Origin of the sequence: Geobacter sp. SVR, assembly GCF_016865365.1 — a bacterium.
GTDB lineage: Bacteria > Desulfobacterota > Desulfuromonadia > Geobacterales > Pseudopelobacteraceae > Pelotalea.
This window is the reverse complement of sequence record NZ_AP024469.1, coordinates 2,318,460-2,333,680: the sequence shown is the minus strand read 5'-3', so window position 1 is coordinate 2,333,680 and position 15,221 is coordinate 2,318,460. Positions and strand designations below refer to the sequence as shown.

Annotated in this window: 17 protein-coding genes; 11 read left to right on the top strand and 6 right to left on the bottom strand. The window is 57.3% G+C overall.

What is annotated here, in order from left to right; genetic code table 11:
• Positions 1-24: 24 nt before the first annotated feature.
• The 6 genes from GSVR_RS10805 to epmA all read left to right on the top strand — a co-directional run bounded on the left by GSVR_RS10805 (position 25) and on the right by epmA (position 4,066).
• Positions 25-450 carry a cupin domain-containing protein gene (locus tag GSVR_RS10805; protein WP_173199351.1) on the top strand — a complete coding sequence of 142 codons (426 nt, stop codon included), beginning with the start codon at positions 25-27 and terminating at the stop codon, positions 448-450.
• An 88-nt stretch (positions 451-538) separates the two neighbouring features.
• Positions 539-1,378, top strand: a complete 840-nt coding sequence (locus tag GSVR_RS10800; RefSeq protein ID WP_173199353.1) for an SDR family NAD(P)-dependent oxidoreductase — start codon at positions 539-541, stop codon at positions 1,376-1,378.
• A gap of 253 nt (positions 1,379-1,631) precedes the next feature.
• Positions 1,632-2,048, top strand: coding sequence for an AlpA family transcriptional regulator (locus GSVR_RS10795; protein WP_173199355.1), 417 nt, complete (start codon positions 1,632-1,634; stop codon positions 2,046-2,048).
• A gap of 174 nt (positions 2,049-2,222) precedes the next feature.
• Entirely contained in the window at positions 2,223-2,441 is a 219-nt protein-coding gene (gene infA / locus GSVR_RS10790; protein WP_149210216.1) for a translation initiation factor IF-1, read from the top strand.
• Between the two features lie 84 nt (positions 2,442-2,525).
• Positions 2,526-3,089: an elongation factor P gene (gene efp, locus GSVR_RS10785; protein ID WP_173199357.1), complete on the top strand. Its 564-nt coding sequence runs from the start codon at positions 2,526-2,528 to the stop codon at positions 3,087-3,089.
• A 71-nt stretch (positions 3,090-3,160) separates the two neighbouring features.
• Positions 3,161-4,066 (top strand): EF-P lysine aminoacylase EpmA, encoded by a 906-nt coding sequence (gene epmA, locus GSVR_RS10780; protein ID WP_173199359.1) that lies wholly within the window; start codon positions 3,161-3,163, stop codon positions 4,064-4,066.
• On the opposite strand, the gene GSVR_RS10775 is transcribed toward epmA, so the two are convergent.
• On the bottom strand, positions 4,047-5,081 hold the full coding sequence (locus GSVR_RS10775) for a KamA family radical SAM protein (RefSeq protein WP_173199361.1): 1,035 nt from the start codon (positions 5,079-5,081) through the stop codon (positions 4,047-4,049). The genes epmA and GSVR_RS10775 overlap by 20 nt on opposite strands.
• A gap of 149 nt (positions 5,082-5,230) precedes the next feature.
• Between GSVR_RS10775 and GSVR_RS10770 the strand changes: the two genes are divergently transcribed.
• Together GSVR_RS10770 and GSVR_RS10765 are read left to right on the top strand one after the other, a co-directional pair.
• Positions 5,231-6,919 (top strand): ExeA family protein, encoded by a 1,689-nt coding sequence (locus GSVR_RS10770; protein WP_173199363.1) that lies wholly within the window; start codon positions 5,231-5,233, stop codon positions 6,917-6,919.
• Positions 6,916-7,611, top strand: coding sequence for a hypothetical protein (locus GSVR_RS10765; protein ID WP_173199365.1), 696 nt, complete (start codon positions 6,916-6,918; stop codon positions 7,609-7,611). Before GSVR_RS10770 ends, GSVR_RS10765 begins: the two co-directional genes overlap by 4 nt.
• An 11-nt stretch (positions 7,612-7,622) precedes the next feature.
• Here the strand turns inward: GSVR_RS10765 and pgsA are convergent, their stop codons facing one another.
• Complete coding sequence (gene pgsA, locus GSVR_RS10760; RefSeq protein WP_173199367.1) at positions 7,623-8,216, bottom strand: CDP-diacylglycerol--glycerol-3-phosphate 3-phosphatidyltransferase; 594 nt, start codon at positions 8,214-8,216, stop codon at positions 7,623-7,625.
• A 3-nt stretch (positions 8,217-8,219) separates the two neighbouring features.
• Positions 8,220-8,798, bottom strand: a complete 579-nt coding sequence (locus GSVR_RS10755; protein WP_173199676.1) for a lytic transglycosylase domain-containing protein — start codon at positions 8,796-8,798, stop codon at positions 8,220-8,222.
• Positions 8,799-8,970: 172 nt separating this feature from the next.
• On the opposite strand from GSVR_RS10755, the gene purM reads away from it, so the two are divergent.
• The 3 genes from purM to rpsT all read left to right on the top strand — a co-directional run bounded on the left by purM (position 8,971) and on the right by rpsT (position 10,994).
• The gene (purM, locus tag GSVR_RS10750) at positions 8,971-10,023 is read left to right on the top strand and encodes a phosphoribosylformylglycinamidine cyclo-ligase (protein WP_173199369.1); all 1,053 of its coding nucleotides are present in this window, start codon (positions 8,971-8,973) and stop codon (positions 10,021-10,023) included.
• A complete protein-coding gene (gene purN, locus GSVR_RS10745) occupies positions 10,023-10,643 on the top strand; it encodes a phosphoribosylglycinamide formyltransferase (RefSeq protein ID WP_173199678.1) in 621 nt (206 codons plus the stop codon). Before purM ends, purN begins: the two co-directional genes overlap by 1 nt.
• A gap of 87 nt (positions 10,644-10,730) precedes the next feature.
• The gene (rpsT, locus tag GSVR_RS10740) at positions 10,731-10,994 is read left to right on the top strand and encodes a 30S ribosomal protein S20 (protein ID WP_173199372.1); all 264 of its coding nucleotides are present in this window, start codon (positions 10,731-10,733) and stop codon (positions 10,992-10,994) included.
• A gap of 118 nt (positions 10,995-11,112) precedes the next feature.
• Here rpsT and holA read toward each other — a convergent pair whose 3' ends face one another.
• Genes holA through leuS form a run of 3 tightly spaced genes read right to left on the bottom strand, consistent with a single transcriptional unit; the run spans position 11,113 to position 15,137 of the window.
• Complete coding sequence (gene holA / locus GSVR_RS10735; protein WP_173199374.1) at positions 11,113-12,111, bottom strand: DNA polymerase III subunit delta; 999 nt, start codon at positions 12,109-12,111, stop codon at positions 11,113-11,115.
• A gap of 1 nt (position 12,112) precedes the next feature.
• A complete protein-coding gene (gene lptE, locus GSVR_RS10730) occupies positions 12,113-12,655 on the bottom strand; it encodes an LPS assembly lipoprotein LptE (protein ID WP_173199376.1) in 543 nt (180 codons plus the stop codon).
• Between the two features lie 7 nt (positions 12,656-12,662).
• Positions 12,663-15,137 (bottom strand): leucine--tRNA ligase, encoded by a 2,475-nt coding sequence (gene leuS / locus GSVR_RS10725; protein ID WP_173199378.1) that lies wholly within the window; start codon positions 15,135-15,137, stop codon positions 12,663-12,665.
• Between the last annotated feature and the right edge of the window lie 84 nt (positions 15,138-15,221).

Genomic DNA, 15,221 nt, shown 5'->3' with positions numbered 1-15,221 from the left:
CATATAACCATGGAGGAGGAAATCATGATCGTTCAAGGCAAAAACCACAGCGCCGAGCACCTCGGTTCATTCGCAACCCTGCTGGAGCGGGATTTTCTCGGGTTCCACGGCAAGTATTTCGTCGGCGAAAACCTGGGGCTGACTGGTTGTGAGGTGTCGCTCAACCGTCTGCCGGCCGGCAAGGGAATGCCCTTTGTCCACAGCCACAAGAAGAACGAAGAGCTGTACATCGTGCTGCGAGGCAGCGGGATTTTCTACATCGACGGCGAAGAATTCCCGATCGGCGAAGGCAGTCTGATCCGTGTGGCGCCCGAAGGGGAACGGGCGTGGAAGGCCGGCACTGAAGACCTGTATTTCATCTGTATTCAAGCCGAAGCGGGGAGCCTTTCCCAGGCCACACGGGAAGATGGGATGCTGCTTGAGACAAAAACCTCGTGGATGAAGCAATGACCCAGCCTGTACATCCTGCAGAAACGTGGGAAACTTTTTCTATGAGGCCGGTTCTTTCCGCTTCACATCCTGTTGAGGAGGATGTTCGATGGAACGCACGGAAGACACAACCATTCTCATAACCGGCGCTACGGACGGATTGGGAGAAAAGGTGGCAACAGACCTTGCCCGAGGCGGCATGACGCTGCTGCTCCATGGCAGGAATCCGGAGAAAGGGCGGCGGGTGCTGGCCGGGATCCGGGAGACCACGGGCAACGAACGGTTGCACTATCTCAATGCCGATCTGGCTTCCCTGGACGAGGTGCGCCGTCTGGCCGCGGAGGTCTCCGGCAGCCGCCCCCGTCTCGACGTACTGATCAACAATGCCGGCCTTGGGGCCGGTTCAAGGCCCGCACAACGGGAGACCAGCACCGACGGCTTCGAATTGAGGTGGGGAGTCAACTACCTGGCCCCCTTCCTGCTCACCCGCCTGCTCCTGCCGCTGCTGCGTGCGACAGCGGAAAAGGCCGGAGAGTCGCGCATCGTCAATGTGGCCTCGGTCGCCCAGCGAAGCATCGATTTCGACGATGTCATGCTGGAACGCTCCTACGACGGCATGCGCGCCTACAGCCAGAGCAAACTGGCACTGGTGATGCTGACCTTCGATCTGGCCGAGCAATTGGCTGGCACCGGGGTGACAGCCACCGCCCTGCACCCGGCATCGCTGATGGATACCAGGATGGTGCGCGAATGGTTCGGCACCCCGCGAACGACCGTGGAAGAGGGCGCACGCCATGTGGAACTCCTGGCAGTTTCGAAAGAACTGGCCGGAGTGAACGGAATCTACTTCGACCAGGACAAGCCATCCAGAGTCCAGGAACAGGCCTATGACGAAGATTCCCGCAGGCGCCTGAGGGAATTGAGCCTCAGGTGGACCGGACTGGGATGATCACTACACCGTTACCTCTGCTCCATTTCATATAATACCACCCGCCCCCGGCCTGGGACTCAGGGCACATCCCCTGTTTGTCCATTTCCCTGACAACCTTCTGTATCCGCGAATCCACTCCCGCTATTTGCTGTCTGTGCGCCCCTCTCTGTTCTGCACCAGTTGCTTCGACTTGACACCATTTGATACAGTGCGATAAAGTCTGGAACATTTTGATGGTGGACAAAACCTCGGGCAATGGAGCACACACCGCATGGATTCTCCCTTGAAAAAGAAGGATACCCGCACCAGCGAGGATATGTATCACGATGCGCCGCTGTTTGCCGAGTTCGGCGCCCCATTTGTGACGAAACCCAAAGCCGCTACAGACAAGACCCCAAAGACGGGCAAAAAAAAGCCTCCGACCACAGGAAAATCCCCCAGAAAAAAAGCTGCCAAACCGGGTCGATCGGCATCGCAGCCGCGTGCGCCAAAACCGGTCAACAAAGAGGCGCTGCTGCTATCGGTGGCGGACATGTGCGCACTCCTGGGGGTATCGAGGGCAACGCTCATTAGAATGGACAACGGAGGAAAACTGCCCGGCCGGATAAAACTGGGAGGTTCCGTCAAATACCATAGGGAAACGGTTGAAACCTGGCTGAAAGAAATGATCGTAAAATCGGATACCTGAACCATTCCCGCTCTGCAGACACAGAAGTCCGGCCTTGCTGATTCCCGGCCTGACCTGGTCGAGTGCCCCTGCACAGCCCCTGCGCAAAGTAATAAACCTTGCATTTTTCAATAATTATTGTATTCTAGTCGGTGGATTTATTTTAACCTCCCAATCTAAGGAGCATTTTCCTGCATGAGTAAAGAAGAGGCCATTGAAGTCGAAGGAACGGTAATCGAACCACTCCCCAATGCCATGTTTCGGGTCAAACTCGAAAACGACCATGTGGTATTGGCCCATATCTCCGGCAAAATGCGCAAATATTTCATCAAGATACTTCCCGGCGATAAAGTTACCGTCGAACTTTCCCCCTACGACTTGAGCCGCGGCCGTATTACCTATCGCGCCAAATAAATCAGTCTTTCCGCATTCACGACAACAGGCCCATTCAGCTATCAATGGGCTTGTCGCATTTAAAAACAATTCAGTGAGGAACCAATGTACAGCGTAGCGGATTTGAAAAAAGGTCTCAAAATCATACTCGACGGCGACCCCTACGTCGTTATCGCCTTCGATTTCACCAAGCCCGGCAAAGGCCAGGCTCTTTATCGCACAAAAATGCGCAACATGATCAACGGCACCATCCTCGACCGGACCTACCGCTCCGGCGAAACCTTCGATCCAGCCAGCCTGGAAGAACGCCAGATGGAATACCTCTACAAGGAGGACACCCACTACACGTTCATGGACCAGCAGACCTATGAGCAGGTTATGATGGAAGAGGAGACGCTGGGTGACGCCAAAAATTTTCTGCTGGAAAACCTGAAGGTGGATGTGCTGCTGTTCGGCGAAAAGGCCATCGGGGTCACCCTGCCCAATTTCGTGAATCTGCGGGTTACCCAGACCGATCCGTGGGCCAAGGGGGACACCTCCGGCAACGATTCGAAACCGGCCACCGTTGAAACCGGCTACGTGCTGAGAGTCCCTCCCTTCATCGAAGAAGGTGAACTGATCACCATCGATACCCGCACCGGCGAGTACTCCACCCGGGTCAAGGGGTAAGCAGCAAACATCGAGTACTACCGAGGGGGCGAGTCGCAGCGGCTCGCCCCCTCTTTTTTTCAGGGATACACATGCCGCATCGAATCCACAACCTGCACCTGCGCGCAGCCATAATCCGGGCCATCAGGTCTTTCTTCGAAGACCAGGGATTTCTGGAGGTGGAGACCCCTCTCCGGATACCGGCCAATGCCGTCGAGGAACACATCGAACCTCTGCCGACGGCGCACTGGTACCTGCAAACCTCTCCCGAGGTCTGTATGAAACGGCTTCTGTGCCGCGGGCATGACAGAATATTCCAGATCAGCCGCTGCTGGCGCGGCGAGGAACGGGGCCGCCGACACTGCCCCGAGTTCACCATGCTGGAATGGTATCGCAGCAACGGCGACTATCGGGACCTGATGAGGGACTGTGAGAACCTGTTGAGCCGGGTGGTATCTGAATGCAGGAGAACGGGCTCCATGATCTATCAGGGAGAATCGATCGCCCTGGACCGGAAAGCGGAGCACCTGACGGTTCGGGAGGCCTTTGCGCGCTACTGTTCGAAAAGGATGGAAGAGGCCGTGAAGGACGGCAGTTTTGACGAACTCATGGTGACCTGCATCGAGCCGGGACTGCCGCGCAACGTCCCGGTTATCCTGAAGGATTACCCGACCGAGATGGCGGCCCTTGCCCGTCTGAAGCCTGAAGATCGGAGCGTGGCCGAACGATTCGAACTGTACGCCGGCGGACTGGAACTGGCCAACGGATTCAGCGAGCTCAACGACCCCCCTGAGCAGCGTGAACGGTTCCTGCAGGCGAACTGCACGCGGCTGTCGAACGGCATGCCCCGCCTGCCCCTTCCGGAACCGTTTCTCGATGAATTGGCCGCCATGCCCCCTTCGGCCGGGATCGCACTCGGCGTCGATCGCCTGGTGATGCTGCTGGCAGATACGGACACGATCGACGATGTGGTGGCATTTACCCCGGAAGAGCTGTAAGATCGCGATAACGTACCCGCTCACCCTGATAGGTCGTCAGCGTCCACATATCCCCTTCCCTCTCGGCAGCATCGGGCAGCACCGGCACTTTCCCCTTGCCGTCCGGCAGATCGATCACGTAGTACGGCACTGCCAGCCCGGAAACATGCCCGCGCAAGCCTTTCATTATCTCAAGTCCCGTCGATAGAGGTGTCCGAAAATGGCCGGTTCCCTTGACCAGGTCCATCTGATGGATATAATAGGGTCTGACTCTGAGCTGCAGCAGTCCGGTCATCAACTCCCTCATCGTTTCAACCGTGTCGTTTACCCCGCGCAGCAGCACCGTCTGGTTTCCCAGCGGAATGCCGGCATCCGCCAGCAGCCGGCAGGCTTCGGCCGATGCGGTCGTCATCTCCGCCGGATGATTGAAGTGGGTGTTGATATACAGCGGGTGAAACTGCCTGAGGATGCCGCACAATTCCGGGGTCACGCGTTCCGGCAGGGTAACGGGAATGCGGGTGCCGAGACGGATCACGCCCACATGGCTGATGGCACGCAGCCTCGTCAGCAGGTACCGCAGGGAGCCGTCGTCGAGCATGAGCGGGTCCCCGCCCGAAAGAATGACGTCCCGGATGGCAGGCCTGGCCGCGATATAGGCAAGGATCTGTTCGAACTCCGGCAGACTGAGGGGTGTATCTTCCCTTCCCACATGGCGTTTGCGCATGCAGAAACGGCAATATACCGGGCATCGGTTCGAGACGAGCACCACGACACGGTCCGGATAGCGGTGGATGAGCTTGGGCACCGGACTGAGGGCAGTCTCGGCAAGCGGATCAGGGTGTTGCCCATCGTCCAGTTCGCGGACATCCGGGATGCACTGACGCCAGATCGGATCATCCTGGTACCGGATCAGGCCGGCATAGTAACCGGAAATGCGGAAGGGGTAGGTTGCAACCACCCTCCGCAGGTCGGATGAATCCAGACTGTTTTGGATCATGCTGTCGGGTATTGCCGGCTTGAATGCTATATATCGCATGGATTATGAGTTTCCCGGGGCTGTCACTGGTCCCGCCCCGTATCTGGAGCGGCTGCCAAATGTACAAGCTTTTGTCTTGAAAACAAAAAGATTTTATTGGAGTATATCCATCTTATAGTGTCAGGCAATCTGAGCCAGAACGGTAACCAATGTATACCAAATACTTCGGATTCAACGAAAAACCGTTTACGCTGACGCCCAATCCCCGCTTTATTTTCCTCAGTAAAAACCACAAGGAAGCTTTTGCCCACCTGCTGTACGGCATCAACAACCACTACGGGTTCATAGAGCTGATCGGCGAAATCGGTACCGGCAAGACCACGGCATTGAGAACCCTGCTGGGGCAGTTGCAGGACGATCATTACCGCAGCGCCCTGATTTTGAACCCCTGCATGACCGGTACCGAGCTGCTGCGCAGCATCAACCAGGAGTTCGGCATCGACTCAGGCAGCGAACACTCCAACGAGCTGATCGCATCCCTCAACCGTTTCCTGCTGGCAGAGAACCGCGAAGGACAGACCGTGGTCCTGGTGATAGACGAAGCCCAGAACCTGCAGGCCGAGGTGCTGGAACAGGTCCGCCTGATCTCCAATCTGGAAACCGAAGACGACAAGCTCATACAGATTATTCTGGCCGGCCAGCCGGAACTGGAACATCTTCTGGAGCGCCCCGAACTTCGCCAGCTCAATCAACGCATAGCGGTCCGCTACAAGCTCCAATCCATGACCGAGGACGAGACGCGGGCCTATATCAGGCATCGCATGGAAGTGGCCGGGGAAACCGGTGGCGTGGCTTTCAGTCGAGCAGGCCTCAAGTTGATCTATTTCTACACCCGCGGCGTTCCACGGATGATCAACATCGTCTGTGACAGGTCTCTTCTGGTCGCTTATGGTGATGAGCGCCGGACCATTTCCGCAGCTACCGTTGCCCGGGCCATCTGGGAAAATCTCCATCCCGGCCGGAGCCGGCGCCTGTCCCTGGCATGTGCCGGCATCGTGGCGCTGCTTCTGACCGTGTCGGCCATGGGCTGGTTTGCTGGCCGCCCCTTGTTTGAGTACGCTTCCACCACGGCCGGATCAGGCAAAAAAGAGACGGCTGGTGCAACCATGCCGGTCACTCCGGCCGTTTTGACCGGCAGTCCGGCAGGACCGCCCCCTGCACCCGCCTCAGTGGTCACTTCCTCCACAAATCTGGAAAAGGAGCTGCTGGCCGGCAACCAGAACGATGCGCATATCCTCGCATTCAATGCCCTTATGGCGCGCTGGGACGCCCCCCCCATCAAAGTAATGAAAGGGCATTTGAGCGTTCCGGGCATGTTCGCCCGCCTTGCCGCCAAAAGAAACCTGCAGCTCACCCCCTTCAAAGGTGAACTGGAGGATGCCCTGCGCTTCGACCTTCCCGTGCTGGCAACCACCAGGATTCCCGGTGAATTCGGCAACTACTGCCTGGCGGTGACATCCGTGGACAGGGATTCACTGGCCACCTCGCCACAACCTTCATCGGGCGGTACGATCAGAAAAGAAGATCTGGCACGGATTGCCGGTGGCACCTACTACCTGCTCTGGAGAAATTACGGGCAAATACCCAACATCATAGAGCCTGGGGAGAAACAGTTCGAAATACGCGCCCTGCAGCGGCTGCTGAAGCAGGCCGGCTTTTACCGCCATCCGATCGACGGAGACTACAGCAGCGCCACCATCGCTGCGGTACGCGAGTTCCAGCGTTCCCGGGGTATTCCTGCCAACGATTCCGTCGGCGAGCTGACGCTGGCAGCGCTCTCGATATACGACTCGGCTCACGCGATCCCATCACTGAAAAGAGGTGCGCCGAAACCATGAGCTCAATCCTGAAGGCGCTAAAAAAACTGGAAGACGAAAAAGCCCTGCGCCAGGCCGATTCCCTCAGGATCGACGCGGAAATCCTGCGCACCGCTGAACGGCCCCGCCTCTCGCCCCTCAAACTTGGCCTGATCGCCATGTTCCTGTTCGGCTGCGGCGGTGCTGTCACCTATCTGCATCTGAAAGGTGTTCCTGTGGAACCCGCTGTATCGCCACCCGCGCCGAATCGGAAGGGCGCCGGAAACTCGGATCGCTCGGCACAGACGGTGCCGGTAGAACGCATACAACCTGACCCGGTGATTGTACCTGCCGGCACGGTGACGGGCGCCGCAGAGATATCTCACATCCCCGGCTCCCGGGATACAGGCAAAAGAACAGCGCAGGCGAAACCGGTCCGGGCGGAGCAGGCACCTGCTGAAAAGGGTGCACCATCCTCGGCCGGGCCCCGCCCCCTGACGGTAAAGCCACCGGTTGAAATCCGTTCCGCAATGACCGGACAGGTACCGGCACTGAAGGTCAATGGCATCGCTTTTCAGGATGGCATCGACAGTGTGGCGATGATCAACAATGTTCCGGTTTCGAGGGGCTCTTTGATTGAGGGGGTGAGAGTGGAGAATATCTACCGCGACCGCGTTCAGTTCATGTTCGGGACGGAAAAATTCGAAATTCCCCTGGGCAGGTCGAACCGTTAGCCTCCGCTTTGTCAGCGAATGATTACTTTGAAGAACTTTGCCAGGTAATCTACCCCCGACCAGATCGTCAGCAACGTCGCAATCGCGAGGTAGAACATGCCGACATTGTGCATGTCCACCTGCAGCAGCGGATGCCCGATGCCGAACAGCCAGTTGTAGTTGTAATGCAGCAGCAATCCCAGAATGGCGACGATCTGGAATATTGTCTTATACTTCCCCAAATCGCTGGCCTGAATGACAATGCCCTCGCTGGAGGCGATTCCCCGCAGGCCGGTGATAATGATTTCCCTCCCCAGAATGACCAGCACCATCCAGGCCGGCACCCGTCCATACGGCAAGATCATGATCAGGGCAGCCATCACGATCAGCTTGTCCGCGATAGGATCGAGAAACTTTCCGAAGACAGTTACGATGCCCATTCTGCGAGCCAAGTATCCGTCCAGCCAATCGGTAATCGAAGCCAGGGCAAAGACTGCTGCCGCCCAGAATCCGGCCTGCCTGCTCGGGGACATGAGAAGCCCGGCCATCAGGGGAATGGCGGCAATCCTCATCATGGTCAGAATGTTGGGAAGGTTGAGAATGGGGTGGTTTTGTCGTGGTGTCATCGTTCAGTTTGCCTGGTATGATTGCATGTAGGACAGTACCCGGTCCACATAGGTGCGGGTTTCGGCATAGGGAGGTATCCCGCCGAACTTGGCCACCTTGTTCAGCCCGGCATTGTAAGCTGCCAGGGCCAGGGAGACATCTCCCCGAAAGGTATCCAGCAGAAAACGAAGGTATTTTACCCCCCCTTCGACATTGTCCCGGGGATTGAAGCTGTTGCTCACCTTGAGTGACTTGGCGGTGCCGGGCATGAGCTGCATCAGGCCGCTGGCTCCTTTGTGCGAAACGGCATTGGGGTTATAGCCTGACTCGGCGTGAATGACGGCCTTGATGAGCGGGGCGCTGACACCGTATTTCTCCGAGCAGGTCTTGATGATTTGTTCGTATTCTGCGGGATTGGCATTCTGGGAGAGCTTCAAACGGGTGCGCAGTTCCCTGTCCTTCTTGATGTCCCGCATGAAAATCACGAAACGCTTGTCGGTAGGGGCATCCGTAAAATGAAGAACACCTTCGCTGTCCTCGTATTTGTAGATGTCGGCACAACCTTCCGGGGGAGACAGCACCAGCAGTGCCTGGATAACCATGAACAGACGTATGGCAGTACCCGCGAGGTGTGAACGCATAGTGCCTCAATAATCCCAAAACAGCATATTTTGTCAAGTTTATTCCTGTCCTCCGGAGTAAGAGGGCAGTTTGAAATTGACTTTTACAGCACCATGTTTTACAAAGATTCTTTCCTAAAGCGGAGGTATCACCTTGAACGATCAGAGAATTACCTATAAAGACGCCGGAGTGGATATCGCTGCCGGCAACAGCTTCGTCAACATGATCAAGCCGCTGGTCAAGTCGACGTTCAGACCGGAGGTCATGACCGACCTGGGTGGCTTCGGAGGGCTCTTCTCGCTGAATACCTCCAAGTACAAGAACCCGGTGCTCGTCTCCGGAACCGATGGCGTCGGCACCAAGCTGAAAATCGCATTCCTGGCAGACAAACATGACACGGTCGGAATTGACCTGGTCGCCATGTGCGTCAACGATATCATCGTCCAGGGCGCTGAACCGCTCTTTTTCCTCGATTATCTGGCCACCGGGCACCTGCTCCCCGAAAAGGCCGCCGACATCGTCAAAGGCATCGCCGAAGGCTGCCGGCAGGCCGGGTGCGCCCTGATCGGCGGAGAAACCGCTGAAATGCCCGGTTTTTATCAGGACGGCGAATACGACATCGCCGGATTCACCGTTGGGGTGGCAGATCGCGACAGCATCATCGACGGCTCCGGCATTGCCGTGGGCAACCGCTTGATCGGCATCGCCTCCAGCGGCCTCCACAGCAATGGCTATTCGCTCGCCCGCAAGCTGGTTTTCGAGCGCCTGGGACTCTCCATTGACGATACCTTTCCCGGAACAACACACTCGGTTGCCGAAGAGCTGCTCAGGCCGACCAGGATCTACGTACGTTCCATACTGAACCTGCTCAAGGACTTCACCATCAACGGCATCGCCCATATCACCGGTGGCGGGCTTCTCGAAAATATCCCGCGCATCCTGCCGAAAGGCTGCTGTGCATCCATCCGCCTCTCAAGCTGGCAACGCCCCCAACTGTTCGACATTCTGCGCGACGCAGGCAACGTCGAACTTGAGGAGATGTACCGCACCTTCAATATGGGCATCGGCATGGTGCTGGCGGTGGCCGAGCATGATGCGGAGGATATGATCGACCGGCTGCACGGATTGGGAGAGCAGGCATGGGTAATCGGACAGATCACCCCCTGTTCCGCAGGTAGCGAGAGCACCAAACTGGTGGAATCGTGATGGTTGCCAGAGAGCCCCTCAAGCTGGCCGTTCTGGTATCCGGGAACGGATCCAATCTCCAGGCCATCATCGACCGTATCGAGGCTGGCGAACTGAACGCCAGGATCGTTTGCGTGATCAGCAACAATCCCGAGGCCTTTGCCCTGACGCGTGCCGCCAATCACGGCATAGCGACCATAATCCACGACAACCGCGGCTTTGCAAATCGTCGGGAATATGATGCAGCCCTGGTCGCGATCCTGCGGGAACACGGGGTCCGGCTCGTCGTGCTGGCCGGTTTCATGCGGATTCTGTCCGAGGTTATGGTGAGCGCTTTCCCCCATGCCATCATGAATCTCCACCCTGCCCTGCTGCCCTCTTTCCCCGGTCTTCATGCCCAGAAACAGGCCCTCGATTACGGTGTGAAATTCAGCGGCTGCACGGTGCATTTTGTCGACTGCGGCACCGACACCGGACCGGTGATCCTTCAGTCGGTCGTCCCGGTCGAACAGGACGATACCGAGGAGACCCTGTCTGCACGCATTCAACGGGAAGAGCATCGCATCTTCCCCGAAGCCATTGGACTCTTCGCTGACGACAGAATCAGCGTGGAGGGACGACAGGTGCGAATCCCGTCATAAATTTCCTTGACATGCCTCGGCTATTAGGGTAATAAAACTACTTTAACTCAATCAAATCAACGCAATTGCGTTTACTGGAGGTGCAGTTTGGCACATCACAAGTCGGCAATCAAAAGGATCAAGCAGAATGCCAAGAAAAATGCCCGTAACCGGCACGTTTCCTCGACACTGAAAACATATATCAAGCGGGTACGCGAAGCGGTCGAAGCCAAGAACAAGGAGGCCGCAGTCGCAGCACTGAACGCAGCAATCCCCGTTATCGACAAAACTGCATCCAAAGGCGTTATCCACGCTTCCACCGCCTCGCGCAACGTATCGCGCCTGACCAAACTGGTCAACACCCTCGGCTAACAGCCTTCAATTCGATTGAATACAAAAAGGGGACTTCCACTGAGGATGTCCCCTTTTTCAGTTCTGCCAGCTGTGTTTGCCACTCCGAAACCGGCACGCTTTAAAAGCCGTTGCGTCCCTATGCTCCCGCTCTGGTGCAAATCGTCACTACCAGGGCATGCATGAGCGTGTAGGCATTGCCCCCCGTCTTTGACGAAATATCGCAATTGTAGAGCCCTTCAAAGACGTTCTTCAGCTCGTCTTTCCTGAAGTTCTTCGCCTGCTGCAGGTACTCTCCGATAAAATAGGCATTTATTCCCACTTCGCGGCCGATCTCCGCTTGGGCTACCCTGCGATCCAACAACTCCCTCACCCGCCACAATTGCCTGAAATGCCGGGCAAGCGCCCCGATCACCAGGGGAATCTCCTCGCCGTTGCGAAAAAGGGCATCCAGGCTCTTCAGCGCATTCCTGAGATCCTTCGTTCCGAGGAAGCGAGCCAGCTCAAAAGCGTCAAAAGCCTTGCTGCTGCTGGCAATGCTGCGAACGTCATCCAGGGTGATCTTCTGCCTGTTACCGCAATAGACAACCAGTTTTTCAATCTGAGAGGAGAGTTCCTGGAGATTGTTGCCGATCAGGAGCGCCAGCAGTTCAGCCGCCGCCGGTTCAATCGGCTTGCCGAGGGCAACCGCTTCGGCAGCGATAAAGCCGGGCAGCTTGTTGTCGTACAGGCGCTTGAACTCCACCAGCGCCCCCAGTTTCTTCAGTTCGAGGAAGAATTTCTTGCGCTGGTCGATTTTGAGACCGGTAAATATCAGGCAGGTGCTGGCAACGGGATTGCGAACATACGGGAGCAAAGTCTCCAGTGCATCGGCCTTCAACAGCTCTGCCCGTTTTACCAGCACGGCCCTGCGCTCGGCGAACATCGGCAGAGTCTGGGCGGCATCGACAATCTCGATGCCCTTGGACTCGTTGCCGTAATAGACATTGCAGTTGAAGTCTTTGAGCGAGGGGTCGATGGCCCGTTCGAGCAGTTTGCGGGCCATCCTCTCGATCAGGAAGGACTCCTCCCCGTACAGATAACAGACCGCGGGAAGTCTGTCCTTCTGGATGGCTGATTCAAGTTCCTGAGCAGTCATATCAGTAGGATTGTTCCACCGTAACGAGAAACCTCTGGGCAAGCACGGTCGAGGCCGCAGCCAGCGCGGCCTCTTCCGAGTTTCTCTGCAGAGCGAGATTGTCGTTGGCAGGGTAGTCCTGGAAAGCCTGGAGCATGCCTTTCCAGAGCGGAGCGGCAGTGCCCTTGCGACGCACTTCCAGCTCCACATTGATCAACAACCGGTATTCCCTGGCCCTGTCGGCAGCCGTATAGGATATGGCAGTCGTGGTATAGGAACGCAAGGCGCCGGTTACAACGATCATGGCCTCAGACTCGCTGCCGGCGGGCTTCATCCCCCGCTGGGCATGGGAGACATCAAGAAGTGCGCGGCGGATGACGGTCTGGGCCGTAGGGCTGACAGTGTCATTGCCGATGAAGGCTACCCACAGGGACTGATCGGGGGCCAGTCGCTGATCGGTGGATCCGATAAACCGGTAACCGCACCCCGAGCATCCCATGACAACGCACAGCACCAGCAGGACTCTGCAGATGGCCAAAGCGGACGTAACTCTTCCCGCAGACATGCCGGCCCTACCCTACCACGATATTGACCAGTTTTCCGGGAACGCAGATCACCTTGCGAACCTGGACACCCTGCAGGAACGGCTGCACCTTTTCGTCGGCAAGCGCCAGGGCCTTCAAGGCTTCCTCATCGGTCCCGGCGGCAACGGTGATTTTCGAACGCAGCTTGCCGTTGACCTGGACAACCACCAGCACTTCTTCATCCACAACGGCAGAACGGTCGTACTCCGGCCAGGCAGTTTCAGACAGCGGCGTGGCATGGCCGAGGCGCTGCCATAGCTCTTCGGTGATGTGGGGAACAAAAGGTGCCAGCAGCATGACCATGCTGTCCAGCGCTTCTTTCATCACGGACCCGGCCTGCGGCGTCGCAAGTTCCGAACCCTGCAGGGTATTCAGCAGCTCCATGACCGAAGCGATGGCGGTGTTGAAATGGAAACGCTCCTCGATGTCTTCGGTCACCTTGCGGATCGTCTTGTGCACCGCACGCCGCAGGGTGCGTTCCTCGGCAGCGAGGGTATTCACATCGACCGGTCCGGCATTGCGGATCAGGTCCAGCCGGTCGTGGACCAGCCTCCAGACGCGGTTGAGAAAGCGGAAAGAGCCATCGACCCCCTGATCGCTCCAATCGAGATCCTTTTCCGGCGGTGCCGCAAACAGCGAGAACAGCCGGGCCGTGTCGGCGCCATAACGCTCGATCAGGGCATTGGGATCGACGACATTGCCCTTGGATTTGCTCATCTTTGCCCCATCCTTGATGACCATTCCCTGGGTCAACAGGTTGGTGAACGGTTCGGAGCAGGTAATGTAGCCGAGATCGCGCAGCACCTTGGTGAAGAAACGGGCGTACAGCAGATGAAGAACCGCATGCTCGATGCCGCCGATGTACTGGTCGACCGACATCCAGTAATCGACCCGCTTGCGGTCAAGGGGGCCTTCCTTAAAATCGGGGCAGCAGTAGCGCAGGAAATACCAGGAAGACTGCACGAAGGTGTCCATGGTGTCGGTTTCCCGGCGGGCAGGCATGCCACAGCGCGGGCAAGGCACATTGACGAAGGAGTCCAGCTTTGCCAGGGGGCTGCCCCCTTCCCCGCTGAATTCCACATCCATCGGAAGCCGGACCGGCAGATCATTTTCCGGCACCGGCACGACTCCGCAGCAATCGCAATAGATGACCGGAATAGGATTGCCCCAGTACCGCTGGCGTGAGATGCCCCAATCGCGCAGGCGGAAGTTCACCGTCTTCTTTCCGAGCCCCTGCTGTTCCAGGAAATCGGCAATGGCCTCTTTGGCCTGTTCACTGCGCATGCCGTCGAACGTGCCGGAGTTCACCATGATCCCGGGTTCGGTGAAGGCCGCGGTCATTGAGGCGGTCTCCAGTTCCTGGCCTTCGCCCGGCTGAATGACGATCTGAAGGGGCAGGGAGTATTTCCTGGCGAATTCGAAATCGCGCTGATCATGGGTGGGAACCGCCATGACCGCGCCGGTACCGTAGTCCATCAGGACGAAGTTGGCCAGGTACACCGGCATGCGGGTTTTGGTAAGCGGGTTGATGCAGTAGGTACCGGTGAAGACCCCCTCTTTCTCGAAGTCCTCGGCGGTCCTCTTCATGCGATCGGTCTTGGCAACCGATTCGATGAAGCGTTCCACCGCCGCCTTTCTGTCAGGGGTGGTCAGTTCCATGGCCAGGGGGTGTTCGGGGGCCAGGGACATGAAGGTGGCACCGAACACGGTGTCCTGCCGGGTGGTGAAAACCTTGATGGCATCACTCATGCCTTCCAGAGGGAAATCGATTTCGCACCCGAAGCTTTTGCCGATCCAGTTGCGCTGCATCACCAGCACCCGTTCGGGCCATCCGGGAAGCTGATCGGTGAAACTCAGCAGCTCCTCGGCGTAGTCGGTAATGCGGAAGAACCACTGATCCAGTTCCTTCTGTACAACTTCGTTGTCGCAGCGCCAGCATGCACCATCCTCCACCTGCTCGTTGGCCAGCACGGTTTCGCACTTGGGACACCAGTTCACGAAGGAGGTTTTTTTGTATGCGAGCCCTTTCTCGAACATCTCCAGGAAGATCTTCTGTTCCCAGCGATAATAGTCCAGATCGCACGTGGCCAGTTCACGGTTCCAATCGTAGGAAAGCCCCATCTTCTTCAGCTGGCCCCGCATATAGGCGATGTTTTCATAGGTCCACTTGGCGGGATGACTCTTGTTCTGAATGGCGGCATTTTCCGCCGGCATGCCGAAGGCATCCCATCCCATCGGGTGCAGGACGTTGAATCCCCGCATGCGCTTGAAGCGGCCGACTACATCACCGATGGAATAATTGCGGACATGCCCCATATGGATCCTGCCGGAGGGATAGGGAAACATCTCCAGCAGGTAGTATTTCTTCTTGCCGGGATCCTCGCCGACGGTAAAGGTCGAAGCCTGCTCCCATTGCTGCTGCCACTTCTGTTCCACTTCAGACGGATTGTACTTCTGCTCCACAGCTGTATCCTTCCTTTCTGTTTTCATAAGAACATATCACACTTTCACGCTGCTCGGGCTCGGCAGAGCCGGTCGCGGCAGCCT